This is a genomic window from Pseudomonas atacamensis (genome assembly GCF_017167965.1).
Classification (GTDB): Bacteria; Pseudomonadota; Gammaproteobacteria; order Pseudomonadales; family Pseudomonadaceae; genus Aquipseudomonas; species Aquipseudomonas atacamensis.
On the sequence record NZ_CP070503.1, the window covers coordinates 542,394 to 569,318 of the forward strand.

Below are 26,925 nucleotides of genomic sequence, written 5' to 3' on the forward strand. Positions count from 1 at the left end.
ACACTCCATATGGAATGGTTTTGCGGCTGCTGCGCAGCCGAGCGGGGATAAATCCCCTCGCCACAGATAAATCCCCTCGCCACATAAATATTCAGTTGCTGGAGAGCTTGTCGCCCCGGGCAAATTTCCAGGTGCGGATGATTTCCAGGCGGTCGATATCCGACAGATCGCCGGTAAACGGTGCAAACGGCGCGGCCAGGCGGACGATGCGCTGCGCCGCCTGATCGAGCAGCGGCTGGCCGGAGGATTCGAGCACCAGCACTTCATACAGCGAGCCGTCGCGATTGATCGAGACCATCAGGCGCAAATTGCCGTAGATCTGCTTGCGTCGTGCTTCTTCGGGGTAGTTGAGGTTGCCGATGCGCTCGACCTTCTTGCGCCAGTCGTCCTTGTACCAGGCGCCCTTGTCGCGCATGGTCGAGGCCGCGCTCAAGCGGTGGATGCGCGGGCGCTTGGCGTACAGCTGTTGTTCCTTGGCCAGCTCCGCCTCGAGGCTGGCGATGTCGCTGGACAGCTGCGAGCTGTCGAACGCCGGCGCGTCGACGGTCGGTTTGACTTCGGTTTTGCTTTCTTCTTTCTTGGTCGGCGCCTTTTTCGGTTTCGGCGCAACGGTGGTCACCGCTGCCTTCGGGGCGGCTTCCTGCACCACTGGCTTGGCGGCGGGCGGCGGGGTGACCTTTTTGACCTGATTGTCCTGGAACGGAGCGACTTCGGTGGTCTTGGGCAGGGCTTTCTTGTCCAGCGTGCCGCTGCCTTCCTGGTTTTCCTGAGCGAGAAAATCTGCCTTTTCCGGCTTCTTCTCGGCCTTGAAGGTGGCCAGGGTGATTTCCAGGGTTTTGCTGATCTGCTGCGGCTCGACCATGGTGAAACCGACGCCGAGCAGCAGCGCCAGGTGAATCAGCGCCGCGAGAAACAGGGTAAAACCGAGGCGATCGGCCGGGCGCACGCCACGATGGGCGAGTTCAGCGGGCAGATCGGACGGGAGGGTCATGACAGAAAAACCAACATCGCGTTTTCATGGGCCCGGCATGATAACGCAATGTTGGTTTTTAGCTGCAAGCGACGAGCTTCAAGCGACAAGCTGCATAGGGGCAGCTTTAAGCTTCAAGCTTCAAGCTTCAAGCTGACGCGGGCCGGCTTCAAGCTTGTGGCTTGCGGCTCGAAGCTTGCAGCTGCTTTTCGATAGCATCCATCAGCATCCCGCCGATATCAGTGCCGAACGCATTGTCGATTTCGCGGATGCAGGTCGGGCTGGTGACGTTGATTTCGGTCAGGTGCTCGCCGATCACGTCGAGGCCGACGAACAGCAGGCCTTTCTCGCGCAGGGTCGGTCCGACCTGGGCGGCGATCCAGCGATCCTTTTCGGTCAGCGGACGTGCTTCGCCACGGCCACCGGCGGCGAGGTTGCCACGGGTTTCGCCCATGGCCGGGATCCGCGCCAGGCAATAATCCACCGGCTCGCCATCGATCATCAGGATGCGCTTGTCGCCATCGACGATCGCCGGCAGGTAGCCCTGAATCATGATCTGCTGCTTGCCGTGCAGGGTCAGGGTTTCGAGGATCACCGAGAGGTTCGGGTGGCCGGCGGTGTGGCGGAAGATCGACGAACCGCCCATGCCGTCCAGCGGCTTGAGGATCACGTCACCGTGATGGTCGGCGAACTGACGCAATACGTCCGGGCGGCGGCTGACGATGGTCGGCGGCGTGCACTGCGGAAACAGCGTAGCGAACAGCTTTTCATTGCAGTCGCGCAGGCTCTGCGGCTTGTTCACCACCAGCACGCCAGCGGCTTCGGCCTGTTCCAGCAGATAAGTGGAATAGACGAATTCCATGTCGAACGGCGGATCCTTGCGCATCAGGATCACGTCCAGGTCGCTCAGCAGCTTGTCCTGTTCGGCGTCCAGTTCGAACCATTTGTCCGGGTTGGCGAAGACTTTCAGCGGGCTCATCCGCGCCCGCGCCTGGCCTTGGGCCTGATACAGGTCTTTCTGTTCCATGTAGAACAGTTCCCAGCCACGCTTCTGCGCGGCCAGCAGCATGGCCAGCGAGCTATCCTTTTTATAGGAGATGCTGGCGATAGGGTCCATGACAATCCCGACGCGAACGCTCATTGGGTTTTCCTCGAAATTTGGCTACCGGATCGGTATTGAAAAAGTGCCGCCAGAGTGGCGCCGGGCGGGTTTCGGGTCAAGGAAAAACCCGTCGATAGATTGCATCTGGAGACTGTGCTAAAAAGGCTGGCAGATCGCGCCGCCCCATGGGTTTCAAGGGTTTCAGGCCATTATTCACAGCAAAACGGACAATTTGATTCGCAAAGGCGACGGTAGAACCCTCTTATGGAACAGCAGTCCAGCGCCTTGAAGGTCATGGTGATCGACGACTCGAAAACGATTCGCCGCACCGCCGAAACATTGTTGAAGAATGTCGGTTGCGAAGTGATCACCGCCATCGACGGTTTCGATGCGCTGGCGAAGATTGCCGACCACCATCCCGGGATCATCTTTGTCGACATCATGATGCCGCGTCTGGACGGTTATCAGACCTGCGCCCTGATCAAGAACAACAGCGCCTTCAAGGCGACGCCGGTGATCATGCTGTCGTCCAGGGACGGTCTGTTCGACAAGGCCAAGGGGCGGATTGTCGGCTCTGATCAATTTCTGACCAAGCCGTTCAGCAAAGAAGAACTGCTCAACGCGATCCAGGCCCATGTTCCGGGCTTCGCCGCCGTTTTGCCGCAGTAAGACACGCACAGTGACGCTCGGCCAGCGGGCCGGCAGTCGACCAGAAAAATGGGGAAGACCATGGCACGTATCCTGATCGTCGATGATTCGCCGACTGAAATGTACAAACTCACCGGCATGCTCGAAAAGCACGGCCATGAAGTGCTCAAGGCCGAGAACGGCGCCGACGGCGTGGCCCTGGCCCGTCAGGAAAAACCCGACGCGGTGCTGATGGACATCGTCATGCCCGGCCTCAACGGTTTTCAGGCGACCCGTCAGCTGACCAAGGATGCCGACACGGCGCACATCCCGGTGATCATCATCACCACCAAGGATCAGGAGACCGACAAGGTCTGGGGCACCCGCCAGGGCGCCAAGGATTACCTGACCAAACCGGTCGACGAAGACACCCTGATCAAGACCCTGAACAACGTACTCAACGGCTGATCGCGCGATCATGAACGAATCGCTGACCGCGTTCGAACTGCTCTGGCAGATCGACCAGCGCTGCCGCCTGCTGGCAGCCGACCTGCCGTCGCAAGCGGCGCGCCCGGATCGCTGGAGCGGCATCGGCTTTCGCCTCGGCGAGCATTGGTATGTGGCGCCGATGGGCGAAGTCAGCGAAGTTCTGCATGAACCGCGCTTCACCCAGTTGCCCGGGGTCAAGCCGTGGGTCAAGGGTGTGGCTAACCTGCGCGGGCGGCTGCTGCCGATCATGGACCTGTGCGGCTTCTTCGGCCATGAACTGTCGCCGCTGCGCAAACAGCGGCGGGTATTGGTGGTGGAGCATGAAGACGTGTTCGCCGGGGTAATGGTCGACGAAGTCATCGGCTTGCAGCATTTCGAGCAAGGCAGTTTCGAGCCGCTGTCGATCAGCAAGCGCCAGGGCTCCAAGGCCGAATTCGTCAAAGGCTATTTCCGCCGCGAACAGAACTGGCGGGTGTTCAGCCTGTTCGCACTGGCCAGGTCTCCGGTGTTTATGGGTGTGGCTCTATAGCAGGAACAACACAGAACCCATTGGGTGGAATGGGCTATGTGATCAGGAAAATTGTGGGTCAGACAGACCTGTGGCGAGGGGATTTATCCCCGATGGTTGGCGAAGCCGACCCAAGACCTGTATTTGAGATGTAGCCGATACGACTCAGGTTTTTGGGGCCGCTGCGCGACCCATCGGGGATAAATCCCCTCGCCACAAAATTTCTTCATCATGAGGTTGCCTCCCACAGGGATTGCAGCAGGCCTCAAAGGTGCGGGTTAAGGCGAGGACCGATGACAAAAGCAAAAACAGGCAAGTCGGCAGAAGCATCGCGCAGTCGCGCGCAGATCATCGTGCTGTTTATCGCACTGATCGTGTTCATCATGCTGCTGTTCGCCAACTTCGCGTACCTCAACACCCAGGCGAACTACGACAAGCAGTACATCGGCCATGCCGGCGAACTGCGCGTGCTCTCGCAACGCATCGCCAAGAACGCCACCGAAGCGGCGGCGGGCAAGGCGGCCGCCTTCAAACTGCTCAGCGATGCGCGCAACGATTTTGCCCAGCGCTGGGGTTACCTGAAAAAGGGTGACCCGAACACCGGCCTGCCCCCGGCACCCGTCGCCGTGCGCCCGGAAATGCGCGCGGTGCAGATGGACTGGGAACGCCTGCTGAAAAACACCGACGCGATCCTCACCAGCGAACAGACCGTGCTGTCGCTGCATCAAGTCGCCGCTACGCTGGCCGAAACCGTGCCGCAGTTGCAGATCGAATACGAAAAAGTCGTGGAAATCCTCCTCCAGCGCGGCGCTCCGGCGGCGCAGGTGGCAATGGCGCAACGGCAATCGCTACTGGCTGAACGCATTCTTGGCGCAGTCAACACCGTGCTCGCCGGTGACGAAAACTCGCAACAGGCCGCCGACGCGTTTGGTCGTGATGCCGCGCGTTTCGGTCTGGTGCTCAACGGCATGTTGCAGGGCAACCCGGCGCTGAAAATCAGCCAGGTCGAAGACCGCGACGCCCGTGCGCGCTTGAGCGAAATCTCCGAGCTGTTCCAGTTCGTTTCCGGCTCGGTGGACGAAATCCTCGAAACCTCGCCAGAGCTGTTCAAGGTCCGCGAATCGGCGAGCAACATCTTCACCCTGTCGCAAACCCTGCTCGACGAAGCCTCGCACTTGGCCACCGGATTCGAGCATCTGGCCGGCGGGCGCAACACCGACACCATTGGCGGCTATGTGCTGGGCTTGCTGGCGCTGGCCTCGATCATCCTCATCGGTCTGGTCATGGTCCGCGAAACCAATCGCCAATTGCGTGAAACCGCCGAGAAGAACGAGCGCAACCAGAACGCGATCATGCGCCTGCTCGACGAAATCGAAGACCTCGCCGATGGCGACCTCACCGTGACCGCTTCGGTGACCGAAGACTTCACCGGCACCATCGCCGACTCGATCAACTATTCCGTCGACCAATTGCGCGATCTGGTCGCCACCATCAACCTCACCGCCGGCCAGGTTGCCGCCGCCGTGCAGGAAACCCAGGCCACCGCCATGCATCTGGCCCAGGCCTCGGAGCAACAGGCCCAGCAGATTTCCGAAGCCTCGACAGCGATCAGCGACATGGCCGAGTCCATCGATCAGGTCTCGGCCAACGCTGCCGAATCGTCGGCGGTGGCCGAGCGTTCCGTGGAAATCGCCAACAAAGGCAACGAGGTGGTGCACAACACCATCCACGGCATGGACAACATCCGCGAACAGATTCAGGACACCGCCAAGCGCATCAAGCGCCTCGGCGAGTCCTCTCAGGAAATCGGCGACATCGTCAGCCTGATCGATGACATCGCCGACCAGACCAACATCCTCGCCCTCAACGCGGCGATCCAGGCATCGATGGCGGGCGACGCCGGGCGCGGGTTTGCCGTGGTCGCCGACGAAGTGCAGCGCCTGGCTGAGCGTTCGTCCGCCGCGACCCGGCAGATCGAAACCCTGGTGCGGGCGATTCAGGCCGACACCAACGAAGCGGTGATTTCCATGGAGCAGACCACCACCGAAGTGGTGCGCGGCGCGCGACTGGCGCAGGATGCCGGTGTGGCCCTGGAAGAAATCGAAGGCGTGTCCAAGACCCTCGCGGCGCTGATCCAGAGCATTTCCAACGCGGCGCAACAGCAGACGTCTTCGGCCGGGCAGATCTCGCTGACGATGAACGTGATCCAGCAGATCACCTCGCAGACTTCGTCGGGGTCCACGGCCACCGCCGAGAGCATCGGCAACCTGGCGAAAATGGCCAGTCAGTTGCGCCGTTCGGTGTCCGGTTTCACCTTGCCGGCGGCGACAGATAAAGCGTGAGTGGAGTGGTTATGGGTGATCGGCACGACTACGTGGCCCTGGAATGGGTCAAGGGCGAAATTGCCGAAACGCTGAAGCTGGCGCATCAGGCGATCGAGGCCGTGCTCGACGATCCGCAGGCCTTCCCCGGGCTGGACGAGTGCCTGGCGTACATTCATCAGGTCCACGGCAGTCTGCAAATGGTCGAGTTCTACGGCGCAGCGTTGCTCGCCGAAGAAATGGAGCATCTGGTCGAAGCCCTGCAACATCAACGCGTGCCACACCGCGACGAGGCCTTGCACCTGCTGCTGCAAGCCCTGGGGCAACTGCCGCTTTACCTTGACCGCGTGCAGAGCGCCCGCCGCGACCTGCCGCTGGTGGTGTTGCCGCTGATCAACGATCTGCGTAGCGCTCGCGGTGAAAGCCTGCTGGCGGAAACCCGCCTGTTCAGCCCGCCACTGCCCGAGCTGGCGCCGCTCGGCGACGAGGCACTCGCCGCGCTGGAACCGCCCGATCTGCCGAACGTGCTGCGCAAACTGCGGCAGATGCTGCAAATGGCTCTGGTCGGTCTGCTGCGCGAACAGGACGACCAGACGCACCTTGGCTATCTGGCCAAAGTCTTCAGCCGTCTCGAAGCACTGAGCGGCGATGCGCCGTTGAGCCCTTTGTGGCAAATCGCCTCGGCATTGGTCGAGGGCATGCGCGAGGGCGTCATCGCCAACAGTCCGGCGCTGCGCAGCCTGTTCAAGGACGCCGACCAAGAGCTCAAGCGCCTGCTCGAGCAGGGCATCGTCGGGCTCAACCAGCCGGCGCCGGCCGAGCTGCTGAAAAGCCTGTTGTTCTATATTGCCAAAGCCGAACATCCCACCGGGCAGATGCTGACCATGAAAGATCGCTACTCCCTGGACGACGCGTTGCCCGACAGCGCGATGGTCGATGAAGAACGCGCGCGCCTCGCCGGCCCCGACCGCGATGCCATGCGCTCGGTGCTGGCAGCGCTGTGCGAAGAGCTGGTGCGGGTCAAGGAGCGCCTCGATCTGTTCGTGCGCAGCGACCGCCAGCACGCCTCGGATCTGGACAGCCTGCTCGCGCCGCTGCGACAGATTGCCGACACCCTCGCGGTGCTGGGTTTCGGCCAGCCGCGCAAGGTCATCATCGACCAACTGGCGGTGGTGCTCAGCCTCGCTCAGGGCCAGCGCGAACCGAACGACGCCATTCTCATGGACGTCGCCGGGGCCTTGCTCTACGTCGAAGCGACGCTGGCCGGCATGGTCGGCACGGTGGAGACGCAAAGCGCCGACGACACGCGCCTGCCGACCACCGACCTGACGCAGATCCATCAGATCGTGATCAAGGAAGCGCGCATCTGCCTGCAACAGGCCAAGGACATGATCGTCGATTACATCGACGCCGATTGGGACCGCCAGCATCTGCAATCGCTGCCCGAGCTGCTGACACAGGTGCGCGGCGCGCTGGCGATGATTCCGCTGGCCCGCGCAGCGAGTCTGGTCGAGGCCTGCAACGGTTTCATTCGCGAGCATTTGATGCTCGATGCCCACGAACCGGGCTGGGAGCAACTCGATCATCTGGCCGACGTGATCAGCAGCCTGGAGTATTACCTCGAACGCCTGAGCGATGATCCGCAGGCACCGGCCGAGCATTTGCTGGATGTAGCGCAGAACAGCCTCGCCAGCCTCGGCTTCTTCGCCAACGAACAGCCCGGTGAACCGCAGGTGCCGGTGCTCGATGAGGTGCTCAGCCCCAGCGAAGCGCAGCTCATGCAGGATCTGCGAGCGCTCGACGACCCTGACGTCGTGCAGTCGCTGGCCGAAGTGCTCGCCAGCCCGCTGTCGGCGCTCAACCCGCCGGCGCGCAACAGCCCCGACAGCCTGATGCCGCCGCCGGCCGATGAAGAACCGGTCGACGATGAACTGCGCGAAGTGTTCCTCGAAGAGACCGACGAAGTCCTCGCAGTTCTCCACGAATACCTGCCGCGCTGGACCGCCAATCCCCAGGACCGCGCCGCGCTGACCGAGCTGCGCCGGGCCTTTCACACCTTGAAGGGCAGCGGGCGCATGGTCCGCGCGTTGGTTCTCGGCGAACTGGCCTGGGCGGTGGAAAACCTGCTCAACCGCGTGCTCGAACAAAGCGTCGAACCCGGCGCAGTGCTGCGCCAGTTGCTCGGCGACACGCTGTTGCTGCTGCCCGAGCTGATCAACGAATTCGCCACCCAGCGTCAGCGCCAGCGCAGCGATGTCGATCAACTCGCCGCCCGCGCCCACGCGTTGGCCAAAGGCGATGAGCCGCTGGCTGCCGAAGATACCGACGACGTCGCCGCGCTTGATCCGCTGCTGCTGGAAATCTTCCGCAAAGAAGCCGAGACCCACCTCGCCAGCCTCAACCGTTTCCTCGATCAGGCCGCCGAACAGGTGCCGTTGCCGGCCAGCGACGAACTGCAACGGGCGCTGCACACGCTCAAGGGCAGTGCCTCGATGGCCGGCGTATTGCCGATGGCCGAACTGGCGGCTTCGCTGGATCAATTGGCCCGCGAGTTCAAGGCGCATCAGTTGCCGCTGGATCTGGACGAGGTTGAATTGCTGCTCGAAGCCGAGGGCTTGTTCCGCGTCGGCCTGCGCCAGCTCAAACACGATCCGCTGGCGCCGATTGTCGGTGCGCAGTCGCTGATCAAACGCACCGAAGCGCTGCTCGCCGAGCGCCTGCAAGCCAGCTCCGATGGCGCTGACAGCGGCCTGCGCCTCAAGCGCGATCCGCAGCTGATCAACAACTTCCTCGCCCAGGGCATGGACATCCTCCTCGACGCCGAAAATCTTTTGCAGCGCTGGCAGCAGCACCCCGGCGAGCGCCAGGAACTCAGCGCCTTGCTCGATGAACTGACCACTCTGGGCGAAGGCGCGCATCTGGCCGATCTGCAGGCGGTCGATGGCCTCTGCGAAGCCTTGCTCGACCTGTATGGCGCGGTGGAAGAAAGCAGCCTGGCGGTCAGCGAGCGGTTTTTCCACGAAGCGCACCTGGCCCACGAAGCGCTGATCAATATGCTCGACGAACTCGCTGCCGGCCAGGAAATCACCCCGCAACCGGAGCGGATTCGTGCCTTGCAGGGTCTGCTCGACGAAGGCCTCGACCCGGCGGCGATGGGCCTGATCCGCAGCGACGGCAGTCGCACCCTGGATATTCGCGAGCTGGGCAGCGCCACCGCGCAATTGCAGCAATCGGTTGCCGCCCTTGAGCCTGACGACGAGATCGTCGAAATCTTCCTCGAAGAGGCGGTGGACATTCTCGACAGCGCCGGGCAAGCCTTGCAGCGCTGGCGCAAGGACCCGGACAACGCCGCGCCGCTGTCGTCATTGCAGCGCGACTTGCACACGTTGAAGGGAGGCGCGCGCATGGCCGAGGTCGAGGCCGTCGGCGACCTCGCCCAGGAACTGGAAAATCTCTACGAAGGGCTGGTCGATCGACGCTACAACCACAGCGCCGCGCTCGAAAGTTTGTTGCAGCGCAGTCATGAGCGGTTAGCGCTGATGCTGGAGCAACTGCAAGCGCATCAAGCGCTGACTCCGGCGCAGGATTTGATCGACGCGATCCGTCAGTTGCGTCAGGGCCAGGCCGCCAGCGAATCTGCCCCCGCAGCGGTCGAACACGACAACGCCGGGCATGATCCGGAACTGTTGGAAATCTTCCTCGAAGAAGGTTTCGACATCATCGAAAGCTCCGGCGCCGCGCTGTTGCGCTGGCAGGCCGAGCCGGGCAATCGTCAGGAAATTGAAACCCTGCTGCGCGATCTGCACACCCTCAAGGGTGGCGCGCGGATGGTCGAAATCGGCCCGATCGGCGACCTCGCCCACGAGCTGGAATTTCTCTACGAAAGCCTCTCTACCGGTGCGCTGCAACCGTCCGCCGAACTGTTCGCGCTGGTGCAGCGTGGCCATGACCGACTGGCGCAAATGCTCGATGGCGTGCGCGCCGGGCAACCGTGCCCGCCGGCCGATCGGCTGATCAGCGCGATCCAGAATTTCAGTCACCCGGTGCAGGTTGAAGCGCCGCCGGCGCCGGTCGCGGCACCGGTGGCTAAGCCCGAGGCTGCGCCACCGGCCGCCGATGTTGGCGCGGACATGGTCAAGGTTTCGTCCGAGCTGCTTGATGAACTGGTCAATCTGGCCGGGGAAACCTCGATCTTTCGTGGACGGATCGAGCAGCAAGTCAACGATGCGCAGATTGCTCTCAACGAGATGGAAACCACCATCGAGCGCATGCGCGATCAGTTGCGCCGCCTCGACACCGAAACCCAGGGGCGCATCCTCAGCCGCCAGCAAGTCGATGGCGAACGCCTCGGTTATGAAGACTTCGATCCGCTGGAAATGGACCGCCATTCGCAGCTTCAGCAACTGTCGCGGGCGCTGTTCGAATCCGCCTCGGACCTGCTCGACCTCAAGGAAACCCTCGACCGCCGCAATCACGACGCGGAAAACCTGTTGCAGCAACAGGGGCGGATCAACACCGAGTTGCAGGAAGGCCTGATGCGTACGCGCATGGTGCCGTTCGAGCGCATGGTGCCGCGTCTGAAACGCATCGTGCGTCAGGTCGCCGAAGAGCTGGGCAAGGATGTCGCGTTCGTCGTCGGCAACGCTGATGGCGAGATGGATCGCAACGTGCTGGAGCGCATGGCCGCGCCGCTGGAACACATGCTGCGCAATGCCGTCGACCATGGCCTGGAATCCACCGAGGTGCGGCTGGCGGCGGGCAAGCCGGCGCAAGGGCAGATCACCCTCGATCTGTCCCGCGAGGGCGGCGACATGGTTTTCGACATCCGCGATGACGGCGCCGGGGTGCCGCTGGAAGCCGTGCGGCGTAAGGCGATCAAGCGCGGTCTGCTGGCGCCCGACGCCGAGATCAGCGACCGCGACGTGTTGCAGTTCATTCTCCAGCCGGGTTTCTCCACGGCGGAAAAGATCACCCAGATTTCCGGGCGTGGCGTCGGCATGGACGTGGTCCACGAAGAAGTGCGTCAGCTGGGCGGCAGCATGAGCATCGATTCGGTGCCGGGGCAGGGCGTGCATTTCCGCATTCGCCTGCCGTTCACCGTGTCGGTCAACCGCGCGCTGATGGTGCAGTGCGGCGAGGATCAGTACGCGATCCCGCTGAACACCATCGAAGGCATCGTGCGCGTGTTGCCGAATGATCTGGAAGGGCACTTCCGTCAGGATCCGCCGAGTTATCAATACGCCGGCCAGCGTTATGAACTGTGCTACCTGGGCGAGCTGTTGAAGACTGCGCCACGGCCAAAACTGCTCGGGCAGAACCTGCCGTTGCCGGTGCTGCTGGTGCATTGCAACGACCGCCATGTTGCGGTGCTGGTCGACGCCATGGCCGGCACTCGCGAGATCGTGGTCAAGAGCCTCGGCCCGCAATTCGCGGCGGTGCAGGGCGTGTCGGGGGCGACGATTCTCGGCGACGGCCGGGTGGTGCTGATTCTGGATCTGCTCGCACCGATCCGGGCGATGCAGGCGCGGCTGGCGCAAGAGCCGGCGCGCACGGAGATCGACAGCGAGCCGCACAAGCCGCTGCTGATCATGGTCGTCGATGACTCGGTGACGGTGCGCAAGGTCACCAGCCGTTTGCTCGAACGTCACGGCATGAACGTGCTGACCGCCAAGGACGGTGTCGATGCGATGCTGCTGCTCGAAGAGCACATGCCCGATCTGATGCTGCTCGACATCGAAATGCCGCGCATGGACGGCTTCGAAGTCGCCACCCAGGTGCGCGCCGACGAACGCCTGCGCCACTTGCCGATCATCATGATCACCTCGCGCACCGGCCAGAAACACCGCGACCGCGCCATGGCCATCGGTGTCAACGACTACCTCGGCAAGCCGTATCAGGAATCGGTGTTGCTGGAGAGCATCGCCCAGTGGAGCAAGAAACATGCATGAGCACCGGCACAACCCGCGCACCAGCCAGCTCACCGGGCTGCTGCTGCCGCTGGCCGATCGCAACCTGATCCTGCCCAATGTCGCCATCGCCGAGCTGATCGACTACCAGGCCAGCGCCTTCGACCTCGACACGCCGCCGTGGTACCTGGGCCGGGTAACGTGGCGCGAGCGGCAGATTCCGCTGATCAGTTTCGAATCGGCCTGCGAGCAGAAAATCGTCATCGGCGAACGGGCGCGGATCGTCATTCTGAATGCGCTGGGCGGCTTGCCCGAGCTGAGATTCATCGCCCTGTTGGTGCAAGGGATTCCTCGGTCGTACAAGCTGGACAGTCAGTTGAGTTACGTGGATGTGCCGTTGTGTGCGCTGGAACAGGCGGCGGTGCAGGTGGGCGAGCAGGTGGCGAAGGTGCCGGATTTGTTGGGGCTGGAGAAGTTGTTGGTGGAGGCGGGATTGGCCCGCTGATCCAAGGCTTTCGCTGTTTTGGATGGCCTCTTCGCGAGCAGGCTCGCTCCCACAGGTGTGTACACCGGGCAACCTCTGTGGGAGCGAGCCTGCTCGCGAAAGCGCCAGTCGCATCACCTCAATCCCACAGGTAGATCCTCAATTCCTGTAGCTCAATAAACACCAAGCCGTACCTGTGTTTAAAGACACCCAGTGTTACGCCGCACCAGCCTACAAATCCTTGCGCCGCTGCCTACGCCTGCGCCAGAATCCGCCGGCTTGTGCGCCCAGGGCTTGCTGCGTAACTTGGATCGGGTCACTGATTCCCAGTGATCGGGTTTAGTAGCCCGCGGTAATTCAGCTGGTCGTGCATTCATCACAGGTGTTCCGCATCTGAGCTTGATGGTGGCTGTACGTAGGGCGCTTCGGCGCGCCGGCTTAAGCTGAGTTCCCCGGTCTACTAACCTGCGTACAGTCGCCTCCCTTTCGTTTAGTAGCCAAGGGGTTGGCGCTCAACAACGGGAACACAGCTCATGTTCAAAGTAATGCCAAACCCGCCGACCAAAGACCCGGCATCGCCCTACCAATCCCCCGACTCAAAGAAATTCCACGAAGCCGCCGAGCGCGCCCTCGACCATTACCTCGGCCCGCCCAGCGCTGACTCCATGGCCCCGCCGTACACCCCCAACACGCTGTACATGGCCAACCCCGAAGCCGACACCGAGTCCTTGCTGGCCGACGCCTGTGAAACCCTTGGTTCGGCGACAGTCATGTTGCACAACCACGCCGCTTCCGTGGAAGGTTCGCAGCGCAAGACCCTGCAGGGCATCGCGCAGATTGTCATGGTGGCGGAGATGGCGGTGAATCGGGTGCTGGACAAAATGGTGCCAACCGACTGAGCGAATGCGCTGAGGCGACTGGCCTCTTCGCGAGCAGGCTCGCTCCCACAATTGGAATGCGTCCAGACTGTGGGAGCGAGCCTGCTCGCGAAAGCGATCGTGACCATTACGCTCAGCGTAATGATTCACCACCCAGCTTGATTGATGCCCTCATCACACACGCCTAACTTGGCTCCACGACAGCGAACCCGTGGAGTGAGCATGACAACAACAATTTCCCCCGACTCGCGCTGGACGCGGCGGCGTGACGAGAAGCAGCGCCGGCTCGACAAGGTGCGCGGGCTCGCCGATGGTGCGGTGCTGCCCAGCGACAAAATCGTCGCCGCGCTCGAAGCGCTGATCCATCCCGGCGATCGTGTGGTGCTGGAGGGCAACAACCAGAAGCAGGCGGATTTCCTCTCGCGTTCGCTGGCCAAGGCAGACCCGTCCAAGCTCCACGATCTGCACATGATCATGCCCAGCGTCGGCCGCTCCGAGCACCTTGATCTGTTCGAACGCGGCATCGCCCGCAAGCTCGATTTCTCCTTCGCCGGCACCCAGAGCCTGCGCATCAGCCAGTTGCTCGAAGATGGCTTGCTCGAAGTCGGCGCCATTCACACGTACATCGAACTCTACGCCCGCCTCGTCGTGGACCTGATCCCCAACGTTGTGCTCTCGGCCGGTTTCATGGCCGACCGCGCCGGCAACATCTACACCGGCCCGAGCACCGAAGACACTCCCGCACTGATCGAACCGGCGGCGTTCAGCGATGGCATCGTCATCGTCCAGGTCAACCAGTTGGTCGACGACGTCAGCGAGCTACCTCGCGTAGACATCCCGGCGTCGTGGGTCGATTTCGTCGTGGTCGCCGACAAGCCGTTCTACATCGAGCCGCTGTTCACCCGCGACCCACGGCACATCAAGCCTGTGCACGTGTTGATGGCGATGATGGCAATTCGTGGAATCTATGAAAAACACAACGTGCAGTCGCTCAACCACGGCATTGGTTTCAACACCGCCGCCATCGAACTGATCCTGCCGACCTACGGCGAATCCCTCGGCCTGAAAGGCAAGATCTGCCGCAACTGGACGCTCAACCCGCACCCGACGCTGATCCCGGCGATCGAAAGCGGCTGGGTCGAGAGCGTGCATTGCTTCGGTACCGAACTGGGCATGGAAAACTACATCGCCGCTCGGCCGGATGTGTTCTTCACCGGCCGCGACGGCTCGCTGCGCTCCAACCGCATGGTCTGCCAACTGGCCGGGCAGTACGCGGTGGATCTGTTTATCGGCGCGACGCTGCAAGTTGATGGCGACGGCCATTCCTCGACCGTGACCCGAGGCCGTCTGGCCGGTTTCGGTGGTGCGCCGAACATGGGTCACGATCCGCGCGGCCGCCGTCACGGCACTCCGGCGTGGCTGGACATGCGCCACGCCGATGGGCCGCAACCGATGCTCGAACGCGGCAAGAAACTCGTGGTGCAAATGGTCGAGACGTTCCAGGAGGGCGGCAAACCGACCTTCGTCGAAACCCTCGACGCCGTGGAAGTGGCGAAGAAAAGCGGCATGCCGCTGGCGCCGATCATGATCTACGGCGACGACGTTACCCACCTGCTTACCGAAGAAGGCATCGCCTACCTGTACAAGGCGCGCTCGCTGGAAGAGCGCCAGGCGATGATCGCAGCGGTCGCCGGGGTTACCGCCATCGGCCTGCGGCACAACCCGAAAGACACCGAACGCATGCGCCGCGAGGGCCTGATCGCCCTGCCCGAAGACCTCGGCATCCGCCGCACTGACGCCACGCGCGAATTGCTCGCGGCGAAAAGCGTGGCCGATCTGGTCGAGTGGTCCGGCGGCCTGTACAACCCGCCCGCCAAATTCAGGAGCTGGTAATGCACGCATTCAACCTGCAAGCGAAACCGCTTTCTCTGGCTGACCGCTTGGCCGATCTGGCGGTGGACGCGTTGATCGACGAAGCGGATCTGTCGCCGAAACCGGCGCTGGTCGACCGTCGTGGCAACGGCGCGCACACCGATCTGCACCTGGGCCTGATGCACGCGTCGGCGTTGGCCTTGTGGCCAGCGTTCAAGGAAATGGCCGAGGCCGCGCTGGAGCTGGGCGAAGTCGGTGTGCCGTTACGCGAAGCGATTGGCCGCATCGGTCGCGAGGGCGAACAAGCCATGCTCGTGACCACCAACGGCGTCAACACCCATCGCGGTGCGATCTGGGCGTTGGGACTGTTGGTGACGGCCGCCGCGCTGAAACCGAAATCCATCGCCCTGTGCGCCGCCCGCCTGGCACTGCTCGACGACCGCTACGCACCGACACCACTCAGCCACGGCGCACAAGTTGCCCAGCGTTACGGCGCACGCGGTGCTCGCGAGGAAGCGCAACTGGGCTTCCCGTCCGTGCTGCAACGCGGCTTGCCGCAACTGCACAAAAGTCGCGCCAACGGTCACGGCGAACAGAACGCCCGGCTCGATGCGTTGCTGGCGATCATGACCGAGCTGGCCGACACCTGCGTGCTCTACCGCGCCGGCGAGCCCGGTCTGCAGGCCATGCAGGCCGGCGCGCAAGCGGTGCTCGATGCCGGCGGCAGCGCCAGCCTCAGCGGTCGTCGGCGCCTGCACGAACTGGATCAACAACTCATCGCATTGAATGCCTCGCCCGGTGGCGCCGCCGACCTGCTCGCCGCCACGCTGCTGCTCGATCGTATCGAGCGCGACGGCATCTCTCAGGGAGCGTTTTGATGGAAAACCTATCGTTTGAATTCCCCGCCGGGCAGCCGCCACGCGGGCGTGCGCTGGTCGGCTGTGTCGGCTCGGGTGATCTGGAAGTGCTGATCGAACCGGGGCTGGCCGGCAAACTGACGATCAACGTGCAGACCTCGGTCAACGGCGCGCAGCAGCGCTGGCAGCACCTGTTTGCGCGGATGTTCGACGGCACCACGCCACCGGCGATGGCCATCGATATCCATGATTTCGGCGCGACGCCGGGGGTGGTGCGCTTGCGTCTGGAACAGGGTTTCGAGGAGATCGACCATGACTGACAGCGCAGCGTTGCTCAACAAACACAGCTTCGTCGAACTCGGCGCGCGGCAGCGGGCGCAAGCCTTGCTCGACGCCGGGACCTTTCGCGAACTGCTCGATCCGTTTCAACGGGTCATGTCGCCGTGGCTCGAGCGCCAGGGCGTGGTGCCGCAGGCCGATGACGGGGTGGTGATCGCCAAGGGCAGCCTCGACGGTTTGCCGGTGGTCATCGCAGCGATTGAAGGTGCGTTTCAGGGCGGCAGCCTTGGCGAAGTCGGCGGGGCGAAGATTGCCGGCGCGCTGGAACTGGCTGCCGAAGACAACCGCAACGGTATCCCCACCCGCGCCGTGTTGCTGCTGGAAACCGGCGGCGTGCGCTTGCAGGAAGCCAATCTAGGGCTGGCGGCGATTGCCGATATTCACGCGGCGATTGTCGATTTGCAGCAATACCAACCGGTGGTCGGCGTGGTCGCCGGCAGTGTCGGTTGCTTCGGCGGCATGTCGATCGCCGCAGCGCTGTGCAGTTATTTGCTGGTGACCCAGGAAGCACGCCTCGGTCTGAACGGCCCGCAAGTGATCGAGCAGGAAGCCGGGATCGAGGAATACGACTCCCGCGACCGGCCCTTCATCTGGAGCCTGACCGGCGGCGAACAGCGTTTCCACAGTGGTCTGGTGGATCGTTATGTCGCCGATGATGTAGCGCAGATTCGTCAGCAGGTCGGCCAACTGCTCCAGCAAGGCCTGCCGGCACAGCCGCGCAGTCAACGCGCCGAGTGGTTCCTGCAACGCCTCGGCAAGCTGGACACGGGCAAGCAAATCGAACCGTCGGTGGTTCGCGATCTGTATCAAGGAGAGCGCTCATGAGCGGTTATTCATTGTGCGGTTTGCACTGGTTCAATGCGCTCAGCGCTGGCGCCAGTGTCGTCGAAGGTTTGCCGCCGTCGTTGAAAGTCGCCGACGCTGAGCTCGGCCGCTTTATCGCCGTGGTCGCCGACCCGGACAATCGTTTTCCCCGCGCCCGCAATGGCGAAGTCGGTCTGCTCGAAGGCTGGGGTCTGGCCAAGGCTGTGGATGACGCGATCAGCGCCGACCGCGACAACGCACAGAAGCGCCCGATCATCGCCATCGTCGATGTGCCGAGCCAGGCGTATGGCCGCCGCGAAGAAGCCCTCGGCATTCATCAGGCCCTGGCCGGCGCGGCGGACAGTTATGCCCGTGCGCGTCTGGCCGGGCATCCGGTGATTGCGCTGCTGGTGGGCAAGGCCATGTCGGGTGCATTTCTCGCCCACGGTTATCAGGCCAATCGCCTGATCGCGCTGCGCGATCCCGGCGTGATGGTACACGCAATGGGCAAAGCCTCGGCGGCGCGGGTCACCTTGCGCAGTGTCGAGGAACTGGAAGCGCTGGCCTCCAGCGTGCCGCCGATGGCCTATGACATCGACAGCTACGCCAGCCTCGGCCTGCTCTGGGAAACTCTCTCGGTGCAGCAGATTGAACAGCCGACAGAGGAAGATCTGACGCGCGTGACTGAGTGCCTGAAGCAAGCGATCAGCGATGTGACCAGCACTGATTTGAAAGGGCGCCTTGGTGCGAGTAATCGTGCCGCTTCCAGCAAAGTCCGCGAATTGCTGAGGGCGCAGTGGTGAACCTGCCCCTGGCCCACGATCTGCTCTGGGGCATGACCCCAGCGCAGTTGCCGGCGGATGCGCCGCAGTGGGCGATCGCGGCGCTGGCGGCCGGGCAGCCGGTGGTGGTGCGGCGGGCCTTGAGCGAGGAAGGTCTGGTCGCGGTCGGCGTTCGTGGTGTGTTGCGTGAGCAGCGGCTGGCGGCGTTTATGCCGCTGGATTCGATTGCCTGTCGGGTCAGTCCCGAAGCCCTTTGTCAGGTTGAGTGCGAGCGAGATCTGCCGGTGATGCAGGCGCTCAAACAACTGCGGCCGATGCTCGATGGCTGCGGTTGGGTCTGGGGTGTCAGCGGCAGTGTCGGGTTTGAATTGGCCAGTGGTTTCAGAGCAATGCATGCGGCCAGTGATCTCGATCTGATTCTGCGTGCGCCGCAGATGATCGGCCGTGATCAGGCGCGCGAACTGGTCGCGCTTTTTGATCAAACTGCGTGCCGGGTCGACATGCAATTGCAGACCCCATTCGGCGCTGTGGCGCTGCGTGAATGGGCCAGCGGTTCGGCCCGGGTGCTGCTGAAAAATGCGCATCAGGCTGCATTGGTGATCGATCCGTGGAATCCGCAGGAGCAGGCAGCGTGAGCAGCCTGTTGGTGTTCCCCGGCCAGGGCGCGCAGCAAGCGGGCATGCTCCAGCGTTTGCCTCGGGAAACACTGGTCGAGGCCAGTGATGTGCTGGGCGAAGATGTTGCGCTGCTGGATTCAGCCGAGGCATTGCGCACGACACGAGCGGTGCAGCTGTGCCTGCTGATCGCCGGTGTCGCTGCTTCGCGGCAGTTATTGCAGGATGAACTGAGCGCGGATTACGTCGCCGGCCTGTCCATCGGCGCCTACCCGGCAGCAGTGGTGGCGGGAGCCTTGAGTTTCAGCGATGCGCTGCATCTGGTCAGCCTGCGCGGTGAGCTGATGCAGCAGGCTTATCCACAGGGCTACGGCATGACCGCGATCATCGGCTTGCAGTTGTCCACCGTCGAAACCCTGCTGGCGCAAGTGCACAGCGAAGATGCGCCGGTGTATCTGGCCAACATCAACGCCGATAACCAAGTGGTCATCGCTGGCTGCGACAAGGCCATGCACGCGGTGGCCGAACTGGCGCGCAGTCGCGGCGCCGGAGTGGCGAAGCGGCTGGCGGTGAGCGTGCCGTCGCATTGCCCATTGCTGGAAAAACCGGCGCAGGCGCTTGCCGAGGCGTTCGCCAGGGTTGAACTGAAGAACCCGAAGATCGCTTATCTGAGCGGCAGTCGCGCGCGGCCTGTGAGCAAAGTCGAAGCGCTGCGCGATGACCTCGCTTTCAACATGTGCCGCGTGGTGGACTGGCGCGGCACCGTGCAAAGCGCCTATGAGCGCGGCGTGCGTCTACAAATCGAACTGCCGCCCGGTGCGGTGCTGACCGGGCTGGCGCGCCGGGTGTTCGAGCAGGGCACCGTCACTGCCTTCGACAGTGCCCGCCTCGATACCCTGCAAGCGCTGTTGCGCGAGGAGGGTGGCCGCCAACTCTAAAACCGCCGCGACTCAAGCTTCGAACAACAAAAACAACATTCGACGATGCACTTTGAGGACTACAACAATGATTATTTACGGTGTGGCGTTTCTCGCCTTTTGCACGCTGGTCGGGATCTGGGTCGGTGAATTGCTCGGCAAGCTGATCGGCGTGCCGGCCAACGTCGGCGGCGTCGGTATTGCGATGCTGCTGCTGATCGGCCTGGGCAGCTATCTCTACAAGAGCGGCTGGCTCAAGGGCAAGACCGAGCAGGGCGTGGAGTTCTGGAGCGCGATCTACATTCCCATCGTGGTCGCCATGGCCGCGCAGCAGAATGTCTACGGTGCGCTGAAGGGCGGGCCGATGGCAATTCTTGCCGGCACCCTCGCCGTAGTGATCGCTTTTGCCCTGGTGCCGGTGCTGACGCGCATGGGCAACAAGCAAGAGACACCGATTGCTCCTGCCAAGACTGCGGGGTAATCGCCATGTACGAATCAATGATGAAAGTGATCACCGGCTACGGTCTGATCAGCGGCTTTTTGATTGTCGGCCTGACCATGTGGGTGTCCTACTGGATGTCCAACACCTTCACCAAGGGCCGCCTGCACGGTTCGGCGATCGCCATTCTGCTCGGGCTGGTGCTGTCGTATATCGGCGGCGCACTCACCGGTGGGCAAAAAGGCGTGGTGGATATTCCGCTGCTGTCCGGCATCGGCCTGCTCGGCGGTGCGATGCTGCGGGATTTCGCGATTGTGGCGACGGCGTTTGGGGTGAGTGTCGATGAACTCAAACGCGCCGGACTCGTCGGTGTGCTGGCGCTGTTTGTCGGCGTTGGCACCTCGTTCGTCGCCGGGGTCGGCGTGGCGATGGCGTTCGGCTACACCGATGCGGTGAGCCTGACCACCATTGGCGCCGGTGCGGTGACCTACATTGTCGGCCCGGTGACCGGCGCGGCGATCGGCGCCAGCTCCGAGGTGATGGCGCTGTCGATTGCGGCGGGGCTGATCAAGGCGATTCTGGTGATGGTGATGACACCGTTCGTGGCGCCGATGATCGGCCTGAACAATCCGCGCAGCGCGGTGATTTTCGGTGGCTTGATGGGCACCTCCAGCGGCGTTGCCGGCGGCTTGGCGGCCACCGATCCGAAGCTGGTGCCATATGGTTGCCTGACGGCGGCGTTCTACACCGCGCTTGGGTGTCTGCTGGGGCCTTCGCTGCTGTTTCTGGCGATGCGCGGGTTGATGGGCTGACCGACCTGACATTGATCGTTCCCACGCTCTGCGTGGGAATGCAGCCCGGGACGCTCCGCGTCCCAAAGCGGACGCAGAGCGTCCATTGAGGCATTCCCACGCAGAGCGTGGGAACGATCATGAGCTGGCCTGGCGGTTGGCATACATCCGACACTCCGCCAGCAACGCCAGCAGATTCGGATCACGCTCCTTGGCCTTGAGAAACACCACGCCAATGTGCTGCTGCAGGCGGTACTTCTCCTGCAACGGGATGAGCTTCACCCGGTTCTCGTACACCGCCGCAATCCGCCCCGGCAACAAGGCGTACCCCACCCCTGAGCTGACCATGCTCAGCAGGGTGAAGATGTCATTGACCTGCATCGCCACCTTCGGCTCGAATCCCGCTTGCTTGAACACCCGCACACCGTCCTGATGCGTGGCGAAGCCCTGGGTCAGGGTGATGAAGGTTTCATCACGCACTTCCGCCAGATCGACTTCACTGCGCTGAGCAAATTTTGAATCGGCCGGGGTGGCGAGGAAGATGTCGTCGGAAAACAGCGCAATCTGCTCGCAATCCGGATCGTTGATGCTGTCGTCCAGCGACACCAGAATCGCGTCGACTTCCATGTTTTTCAGCTTGTAGAGCAGGTCGATGTTCGAGCCGAGGATCAGGTCGATGTTGAGTTCGCTGCGGCGGATCTTCAGGCCCATGATCAGCTGCGGCACGGTCTTCACCGTCAGCGAATACAGCGAGCCGAGCTTGAAACGCTCGGCGGAAAATCCGGCGGCTTCGCGGGTCAGGCGCACGCTGTCGACGACGTCGTTGATCAGTTTTTGCGCACGCTCTTCCAGCACATATGCACTTTCCAGTGGCGTCAGATTGCGCCCTTCGTGTTTGAACAGCGGGCAGCGCAGGGCGTTTTCCAAAGAGTGAATGGCGCGGTGCACGCTGACGTTGCTGGTCTGCAATTCGGCGGCGGCGCGGGCGAGGTTGCCGGTGCGCATGAAGGCGAGGAACACCTCGAGTTTTTTCAGGGTCAATTCTTCGTCGATCAGCATGGCGCGGACTCTTTTTTTTAATGCGCCGATTGTGCCCAATTCCCGCGTGCCGCGCAGGCGAGGTTGAACAGAAACATTGCGCTTTTACGCTCAAGGCCCGAGCCTTGCGCGCTTGCGGTAGTGACTACGAGGTATGCGACACATGTATCACGGGGAAAAACTCAACGCCTGGACCCATCTGGTCGGAGCCATCGCCGCGTTTATCGGCGGCGTATGGATGCTGGTGATTGCCAGCCTCGACGGCAGTCCGTGGAAGATCGTCAGCGTGGCGATCTACGCCTTCACTTTGCTGGTGCTCTACAGCGCCTCGACCGTGTATCACAGCGTGCGCGGGCGCAAGAAAGCGATCATGAAGAAGGTCGATCATTTCTCGATCTACCTGTTGATCGCCGGCAGCTACACGCCGTTCTGCCTGGTGACGTTACGCGGGCCGTGGGGCTGGACGCTGTTCGGGATTGTCTGGGGGCTGGCGCTGATCGGCATCCTGCAAGAGATCAAACCGCGCTCCGAGGCACGGGTTCTGTCGATCGTGATTTACGCGGTGATGGGCTGGATCGTGCTGGTCGCGGTCAAGCCGCTGATCGCCGCGCTGGGCACGGCCGGGTTTGCCTGGCTGGCATCGGGCGGGGTGTTGTATACGGTGGGGATTATCTTTTTTGCCCTCGATCACCGGCTGCGGCATGCCCATGGCATCTGGCATCTGTTCGTGATTGCCGGGAGCTTGCTGCATTTTGTGGCGATTCTGTTTTACGTGCTGTAGCCCGGCTGACTGATCGTTCCCACGCTCTGCGTGGTAACGCCTCCTGTGACGCTCTGCGTCACGCTGTTTGGGACGCGGAGCGTCCCGGGCTGCATTCCCACGCAGAGCGTGGGAACGATCAGTCCGGCAAAAAGGTTTAGAAATCACCCCAAAGTTGCTGGGCTACCGCCAGCGCCACCACCGGCGCGGTCTCGGTGCGCAGCACGCGCGGGCCGAGGCGGGCGGCGTGGAAGCCATTGCCTTTGGCCTGCTCGACTTCGCCATCCGTCAGGCCACCTTCCGGTCCGATCAGAAACGCCAGCGTCGCCGGTTTGGCATGGCTGACCAGCGGTTCTGCGACCGGGTGCAGCACCAGTTTCAATTCGGCTTCGGTCTGCTTGAGCCAGTCCGCCAGCAACACTGGTGGATGAATCACCGGCACCCGTGACCGCCCGCACTGTTCGCAGGCACTGATCGCCACCTGGCGCCAGTGCAGCAAGCGCTTGTCGGCGCGTTCGTCCTTGAGCCGCACTTCGCAGCGTTCGCTGAAGATCGGGGTGATTTGCGTCACGCCCAGTTCAGTGGCTTTCTGAATCGCCCAGTCCATGCGCTCGCCCCGGGACAGGCCCTGGCCGAGGTGGATCTGCAGTGGCGATTCGATTTGCCCGGCGAATTGCTCGTCGATCTGCACGACCACGCGTTTCTTGCCGACATCCACCAAGGACCCGCGAAACTCATGGCCGGAACCGTCGAACAACTGCACCGCATCGCCTTCGGCCATGCGCAACACGCGGCTGATGTAATGCGCCTGGGCCTCTGGCAGTTCGTGTTCGCCAGTGCTCAGCGGAGCGTCGATAAAGAAGCGGGACAGTCTCATTTCGGGTCTCTCAGATTAGATCGTTCCCACGCTCTGCGTGGGAATGCCTCATCGGACGCTCTGCGTCCGCTTTTGGGACGCGGAGCGTCCCGGGCTGCATTCCCACGCGGAGCGTGGGAACGAGAAATTACGGTTAGCCCGGGTCGCGGAATCCCGGATGGAAGTCTTTCGGCACCGCCACGCTGACGCTGTCACGCGTAGCAATGTCGATACCTTCGCTAGCCACTTCGGCCAGGAAGTCGATCTGCTCCGGGGTGATCACATACGGCGGCAGGAAATACACCACGCTGCCCAGCGGGCGCAACAACGCACCACGTTCCAGCGCATGCTGGAATACCTTCAAGCCACGACGCTCCTGCCAAGGGTAGGCCTCTTTTGTGGCTTTATCCTTGACCATCTCGATGGCCAGGACCATGCCGGTCTGGCGCACTTCCGACACGTTAGGGTGATCGACCAGATGCGCGGTCGCCGAGGCCATGCGCTGAGCCAGCGCCTGGTTGTTCGCGATGACGTTGTCCTGCTCGAAGATGTCCAGGGTCGCCAGTGCCGCAGCGCAGGCCAGCGGGTTGCCGGTGTAGCTGTGCGAATGAAGGAAGGCGCGCAGGGTCGGGTAGTCGTCGTAGAAGGCGCTGTAGACCTCGTCGGTGGTCAGGCACGCCGCCAGCGGCAGATAGCCGCCGGTGAGGGCTTTCGACAGGCAGAGAAAGTCCGGGCGGATGCCGGCCTGTTCGCAGGCGAACATCGTCCCGGTACGGCCGAAGCCGACGGCGATTTCATCGTGGATCAGGTGCACGCCATAGCGGTCGCAGGCCTCGCGCAACAGCTTGAGGTACACCGGGTGATACATGCGCATGCCGCCGGCGCCCTGAATCAACGGCTCGACGATCACTGCCGCGACGCTGTCATGATTTTCCGCCAGCGTCTGTTCCATGGCGGCGAACATGTTGCGCGAGTGTTCTTCCCAGCCCATGCCTTGCGGGCGCAGATAGCAATCCGGGCTCGGCACTTTGATGGTGTCCATCAACAGGGCTTTGTAGGTCTCGGTGAACAGCGGCACGTCGCCGACCGCCATCGCTGCCATGGTTTCGCCGTGGTAGCTGTTGGTCAGGGTGACGAAGCGCTTCTTGTTCGGCTGGCCGCGATTGAGCCAGTAGTGAAAACTCATCTTCAGCGCGACTTCGATGCACGACGAACCGTTATCGGCGTAGAACACCCGGTTCAAGCCTTCCGGAGTCATTCTCACCAGGCGCTCGGACAGCTCGATCACCGGTTGATGGCTGAAACCGGCAAGAATCACGTGTTCGAGTTGATCGACCTGATCCTTGATGCGCTGGTTGATACGCGGGTTGGCGTGGCCGAACACGTTGACCCACCAGGAACTGACCGCGTCGAGGTAGCGCTTGCCTTCGAAGTCTTCGAGCCAGACGCCTTCGCCGCGCTTGATCGGGATCAGCGGCAGCTGTTCGTGGTCTTTCATCTGGGTGCAGGGATGCCACAACACCGCAAGATCGCGTTGCATCCACTGGTTATTCAGGCCCATTTACAGTCTCCTCGAGGCGGCTCGCGTCAGGCGCGGGCGAACAATCGCGCAAGCCTATGCAATGCATCGCGCGGGAACAACCCATTGTGTCGATTGAGCTACTTTGTCTGAGCCGATAGACGTCGCTGGCGGCGTTTTGATGGCTAACGTATTCTTCGCGGTTATTTGAGTCGTCTGACTCGCAAAACTGCTTTTTCCCACATGTTTTTCCGGAGTTCGCTGAATGTCTGTCGGTTGGCTGCGCGCCTGTGCGCTGGTGATGTTGGGGCTGTTCAGCGTTACGGCGCTGGCCAAGGATAAAACCGCAATCGTGATCGGCGGCGGCCTGTCGGGTCTGACCGCCGCTTACGAACTGCAGAACAAAGGCTGGCAGGTCACTCTGCTGGAAGCCAAACCGAGCCTGGGCGGCCGCTCGGGCATGGCCACCAGCGAATGGATCGGCAACGACAAGACCCAGCCGGAGCTGAACAAGTACGTGTCGACCTTCAAGCTCGGCACCACGCCGGCGCCGGAATTCGTGCGTACGCCGGGTTATCTGATCGACGGCGATTATTTCTCCGCCGCTGATCTGGCCACCAAGCAGCCAGCCACCGCCGATGCGCTCAAGCGCTACCAGAAAACCCTCGACGATCTGGCGCGCTCGATCGACGACCCGCAGAACCCGGCGGCGACCGCCACTTTGCATGCGCTGGACCAGATCACCGTATCGAGCTGGCTCGACAAGCAGAACCTGCCGGCCACCGCGCGTCAGTTGATCAACCAGGACATCCGCACCCACTACGACGAACCTTCGCGTCTGTCGCTGCTGTATTTCGCTCAGCAGAACCGCGTTTATCGCGGCGTCTCCGACCGCGACCTGCGCGCCTCGCGTCTGGTCGGCGGCAGCCAGGTCCTGGCCCAGGCCTTCGTCAAACAGATCAAGACCATCAAGACCAGCTCGCCGGTCTCGGCGATCATCCAGGACAAGGACGGCGTGACCGTCAAAGTCGGCAGCGTCGGCTATCAGGCTGACTACGTGGTGCTGGCGGTGCCGTTGCGCGCGCTGAACAAGATCGCCCTGACCCCGGCGCTGGATGCCCAGCATCTGGCGGCGATCAAGGGCACCAACTACGGTTGGCGCGACCAGATCATGCTGAAGTTCAAGACGCCAGTGTGGGAAAGCAAATCGCGCATGTCCGGCGAGATCTACAGCAACGCAGGTTTAGGCATGCTCTGGATCGAACCGGCACTGAAGGGCGGCGCCAACGTGGTGATCAACCTGTCCGGCGACAATGCCCGTGTGATGCAGGCGTTCGGCGACAAGCAGATGGTCGATCAGGTGCTGATCCGTCTGCACGCGTTTTATCCACAGGCCCGTGGCTCGTTCACCGGTTATGAAATCCGTCGCTACAGCACCGACCCGTCGATGGGCGGCGCCTACCTGGCTTACGGCCCGGGGCAGATCAGCAAGTTCTGGCGCCTGTGGGAACGTCCGCTGCAACGCGTAGCGTTCGCCGGCGAACACACCGACACCTTGTACCCGGGCACCTTGGAAGGCGCACTGCGCACCGGCCAGCGCGCGGCCAGCCAGGTTGAAGATCTGGCGGCAGGCAAGTCGTTCGAACCGGCCAAAGTGGTTCCGGCTGCAGCTGCGGCAGGCGCGGCGGGTGCAGTGGCGGCGAAGAAGGGCAACTTCTTCAGCAACCTGTTCGGCGGTTCGGATGACGAGAAGAAGCCAGAGCCTGTGAAAGCGCCAGAGCCAGCACCTGCTCCGGCCGCTCCAGCGCCTGCACCGACCCCGGCACCTGCGCCAGCGCCGGTGGAAGCACCGAAACCAGCGGCCCCGGTGAAAGCCGAGCCGGCGAAAAAAGCAGCGGCCAAGCCAGCGGCGAAGAAGCCTGCGGCCAAAACCGAAACGAAAAAGCCGGCGGCCAAACCGGCGGCGAAAAAAGCTGAGCCGGCGAAGAAGCCAGCGGCCAAGCCGGCGGCGACCACCGAGAGCAAAGCGCAGTAAGGCTCTGCTCCATGAAA

23 protein-coding genes are annotated in these 26,925 nt (G+C 62.7%); 18 read left to right on the forward strand and 5 right to left on the reverse strand.

Features of this window, described 5'->3' with window-relative positions:
• Positions 1-91 precede the first annotated feature (91 nt).
• Positions 92-991, reverse strand: a complete 900-nt coding sequence (locus JWU58_RS02525) for an energy transducer TonB (protein ID WP_024014654.1) — start codon at positions 989-991, stop codon at positions 92-94.
• A gap of 148 nt (positions 992-1,139) precedes the next feature.
• Complete coding sequence (gene gshB / locus JWU58_RS02530; RefSeq protein ID WP_206421441.1) at positions 1,140-2,111, reverse strand: glutathione synthase; 972 nt, start codon at positions 2,109-2,111, stop codon at positions 1,140-1,142.
• A gap of 225 nt (positions 2,112-2,336) precedes the next feature.
• Between gshB and pilG the strand changes: the two genes are divergently transcribed.
• The 16 genes from pilG to madM all read left to right on the forward strand — a co-directional run bounded on the left by pilG (position 2,337) and on the right by madM (position 20,721).
• Positions 2,337-2,741 (forward strand): twitching motility response regulator PilG, encoded by a 405-nt coding sequence (gene pilG / locus JWU58_RS02535; RefSeq protein WP_016772743.1) that lies wholly within the window; start codon positions 2,337-2,339, stop codon positions 2,739-2,741.
• 60 nt (positions 2,742-2,801) lie between these two features.
• Positions 2,802-3,167, forward strand: coding sequence for a twitching motility response regulator PilH (gene pilH, locus JWU58_RS02540; RefSeq protein ID WP_016772744.1), 366 nt, complete (start codon positions 2,802-2,804; stop codon positions 3,165-3,167).
• Between the two features lie 10 nt (positions 3,168-3,177).
• The gene (locus tag JWU58_RS02545; protein ID WP_016772745.1) at positions 3,178-3,717 is read left to right on the forward strand and encodes a chemotaxis protein CheW; all 540 of its coding nucleotides are present in this window, start codon (positions 3,178-3,180) and stop codon (positions 3,715-3,717) included.
• A 272-nt stretch (positions 3,718-3,989) separates the two neighbouring features.
• Positions 3,990-6,038 carry a methyl-accepting chemotaxis protein gene (locus JWU58_RS02550; protein WP_016772746.1) on the forward strand — a complete coding sequence of 683 codons (2,049 nt, stop codon included), beginning with the start codon at positions 3,990-3,992 and terminating at the stop codon, positions 6,036-6,038.
• A gap of 11 nt (positions 6,039-6,049) precedes the next feature.
• A complete protein-coding gene (locus JWU58_RS02555) occupies positions 6,050-11,965 on the forward strand; it encodes an Hpt domain-containing protein (RefSeq protein WP_206421442.1) in 5,916 nt (1,971 codons plus the stop codon).
• A complete protein-coding gene (locus JWU58_RS02560) occupies positions 11,958-12,428 on the forward strand; it encodes a chemotaxis protein CheW (protein ID WP_206421443.1) in 471 nt (156 codons plus the stop codon). The genes JWU58_RS02555 and JWU58_RS02560 overlap by 8 nt, the downstream gene beginning before the upstream one ends.
• A gap of 512 nt (positions 12,429-12,940) precedes the next feature.
• Entirely contained in the window at positions 12,941-13,306 is a 366-nt protein-coding gene (locus JWU58_RS02565; protein ID WP_206421444.1) for a DUF6124 family protein, read from the forward strand.
• A 201-nt stretch (positions 13,307-13,507) separates the two neighbouring features.
• A complete protein-coding gene (mdcA, locus tag JWU58_RS02570) occupies positions 13,508-15,178 on the forward strand; it encodes a malonate decarboxylase subunit alpha (RefSeq protein ID WP_206421445.1) in 1,671 nt (556 codons plus the stop codon).
• Positions 15,178-16,035: a triphosphoribosyl-dephospho-CoA synthase gene (locus JWU58_RS02575; RefSeq protein ID WP_206421446.1), complete on the forward strand. Its 858-nt coding sequence runs from the start codon at positions 15,178-15,180 to the stop codon at positions 16,033-16,035. The genes mdcA and JWU58_RS02575 overlap by 1 nt, the downstream gene beginning before the upstream one ends.
• Positions 16,035-16,334 carry a malonate decarboxylase subunit delta gene (locus JWU58_RS02580; RefSeq protein WP_125925447.1) on the forward strand — a complete coding sequence of 100 codons (300 nt, stop codon included), beginning with the start codon at positions 16,035-16,037 and terminating at the stop codon, positions 16,332-16,334. The genes JWU58_RS02575 and JWU58_RS02580 overlap by 1 nt, the downstream gene beginning before the upstream one ends.
• The gene (locus tag JWU58_RS02585; RefSeq protein WP_206421447.1) at positions 16,327-17,178 is read left to right on the forward strand and encodes a biotin-independent malonate decarboxylase subunit beta; all 852 of its coding nucleotides are present in this window, start codon (positions 16,327-16,329) and stop codon (positions 17,176-17,178) included. The genes JWU58_RS02580 and JWU58_RS02585 overlap by 8 nt, the downstream gene beginning before the upstream one ends.
• Positions 17,175-17,960: a biotin-independent malonate decarboxylase subunit gamma gene (mdcE, locus tag JWU58_RS02590; protein WP_206421448.1), complete on the forward strand. Its 786-nt coding sequence runs from the start codon at positions 17,175-17,177 to the stop codon at positions 17,958-17,960. Before JWU58_RS02585 ends, mdcE begins: the two co-directional genes overlap by 4 nt.
• Positions 17,954-18,574, forward strand: coding sequence for a malonate decarboxylase holo-ACP synthase (locus tag JWU58_RS02595; protein ID WP_123443772.1), 621 nt, complete (start codon positions 17,954-17,956; stop codon positions 18,572-18,574). Before mdcE ends, JWU58_RS02595 begins: the two co-directional genes overlap by 7 nt.
• The gene (mdcH, locus tag JWU58_RS02600; RefSeq protein WP_071172236.1) at positions 18,571-19,491 is read left to right on the forward strand and encodes a malonate decarboxylase subunit epsilon; all 921 of its coding nucleotides are present in this window, start codon (positions 18,571-18,573) and stop codon (positions 19,489-19,491) included. The genes JWU58_RS02595 and mdcH overlap by 4 nt, the downstream gene beginning before the upstream one ends.
• A 67-nt stretch (positions 19,492-19,558) precedes the next feature.
• Positions 19,559-19,951 carry a malonate transporter subunit MadL gene (madL, locus tag JWU58_RS02605; RefSeq protein WP_016772756.1) on the forward strand — a complete coding sequence of 131 codons (393 nt, stop codon included), beginning with the start codon at positions 19,559-19,561 and terminating at the stop codon, positions 19,949-19,951.
• A gap of 5 nt (positions 19,952-19,956) precedes the next feature.
• Positions 19,957-20,721, forward strand: a complete 765-nt coding sequence (gene madM / locus JWU58_RS02610) for a malonate transporter subunit MadM (protein WP_024014642.1) — start codon at positions 19,957-19,959, stop codon at positions 20,719-20,721.
• Between the two features lie 117 nt (positions 20,722-20,838).
• Here the strand turns inward: madM and JWU58_RS02615 are convergent, their stop codons facing one another.
• Positions 20,839-21,759: a LysR family transcriptional regulator gene (locus JWU58_RS02615; protein ID WP_024014641.1), complete on the reverse strand. Its 921-nt coding sequence runs from the start codon at positions 21,757-21,759 to the stop codon at positions 20,839-20,841.
• A 142-nt stretch (positions 21,760-21,901) separates the two neighbouring features.
• Here JWU58_RS02615 and trhA point away from each other — a divergent pair, with 142 nt between their 5' ends.
• The gene (trhA, locus tag JWU58_RS02620; RefSeq protein ID WP_024014640.1) at positions 21,902-22,519 is read left to right on the forward strand and encodes a PAQR family membrane homeostasis protein TrhA; all 618 of its coding nucleotides are present in this window, start codon (positions 21,902-21,904) and stop codon (positions 22,517-22,519) included.
• A 136-nt stretch (positions 22,520-22,655) separates the two neighbouring features.
• Here trhA and JWU58_RS02625 read toward each other — a convergent pair whose 3' ends face one another.
• Both JWU58_RS02625 and JWU58_RS02630 read right to left on the reverse strand, forming a co-directional pair.
• A complete protein-coding gene (locus JWU58_RS02625; protein WP_041476795.1) occupies positions 22,656-23,375 on the reverse strand; it encodes a 16S rRNA (uracil(1498)-N(3))-methyltransferase in 720 nt (239 codons plus the stop codon).
• 133 nt (positions 23,376-23,508) lie between these two features.
• A complete protein-coding gene (locus tag JWU58_RS02630; RefSeq protein WP_206421449.1) occupies positions 23,509-24,915 on the reverse strand; it encodes an adenosylmethionine--8-amino-7-oxononanoate transaminase in 1,407 nt (468 codons plus the stop codon).
• A gap of 223 nt (positions 24,916-25,138) precedes the next feature.
• Between JWU58_RS02630 and JWU58_RS02635 the strand changes: the two genes are divergently transcribed.
• The gene (locus tag JWU58_RS02635) at positions 25,139-26,908 is read left to right on the forward strand and encodes a flavin monoamine oxidase family protein (RefSeq protein WP_206421450.1); all 1,770 of its coding nucleotides are present in this window, start codon (positions 25,139-25,141) and stop codon (positions 26,906-26,908) included.
• Positions 26,909-26,925 lie beyond the last annotated feature (17 nt).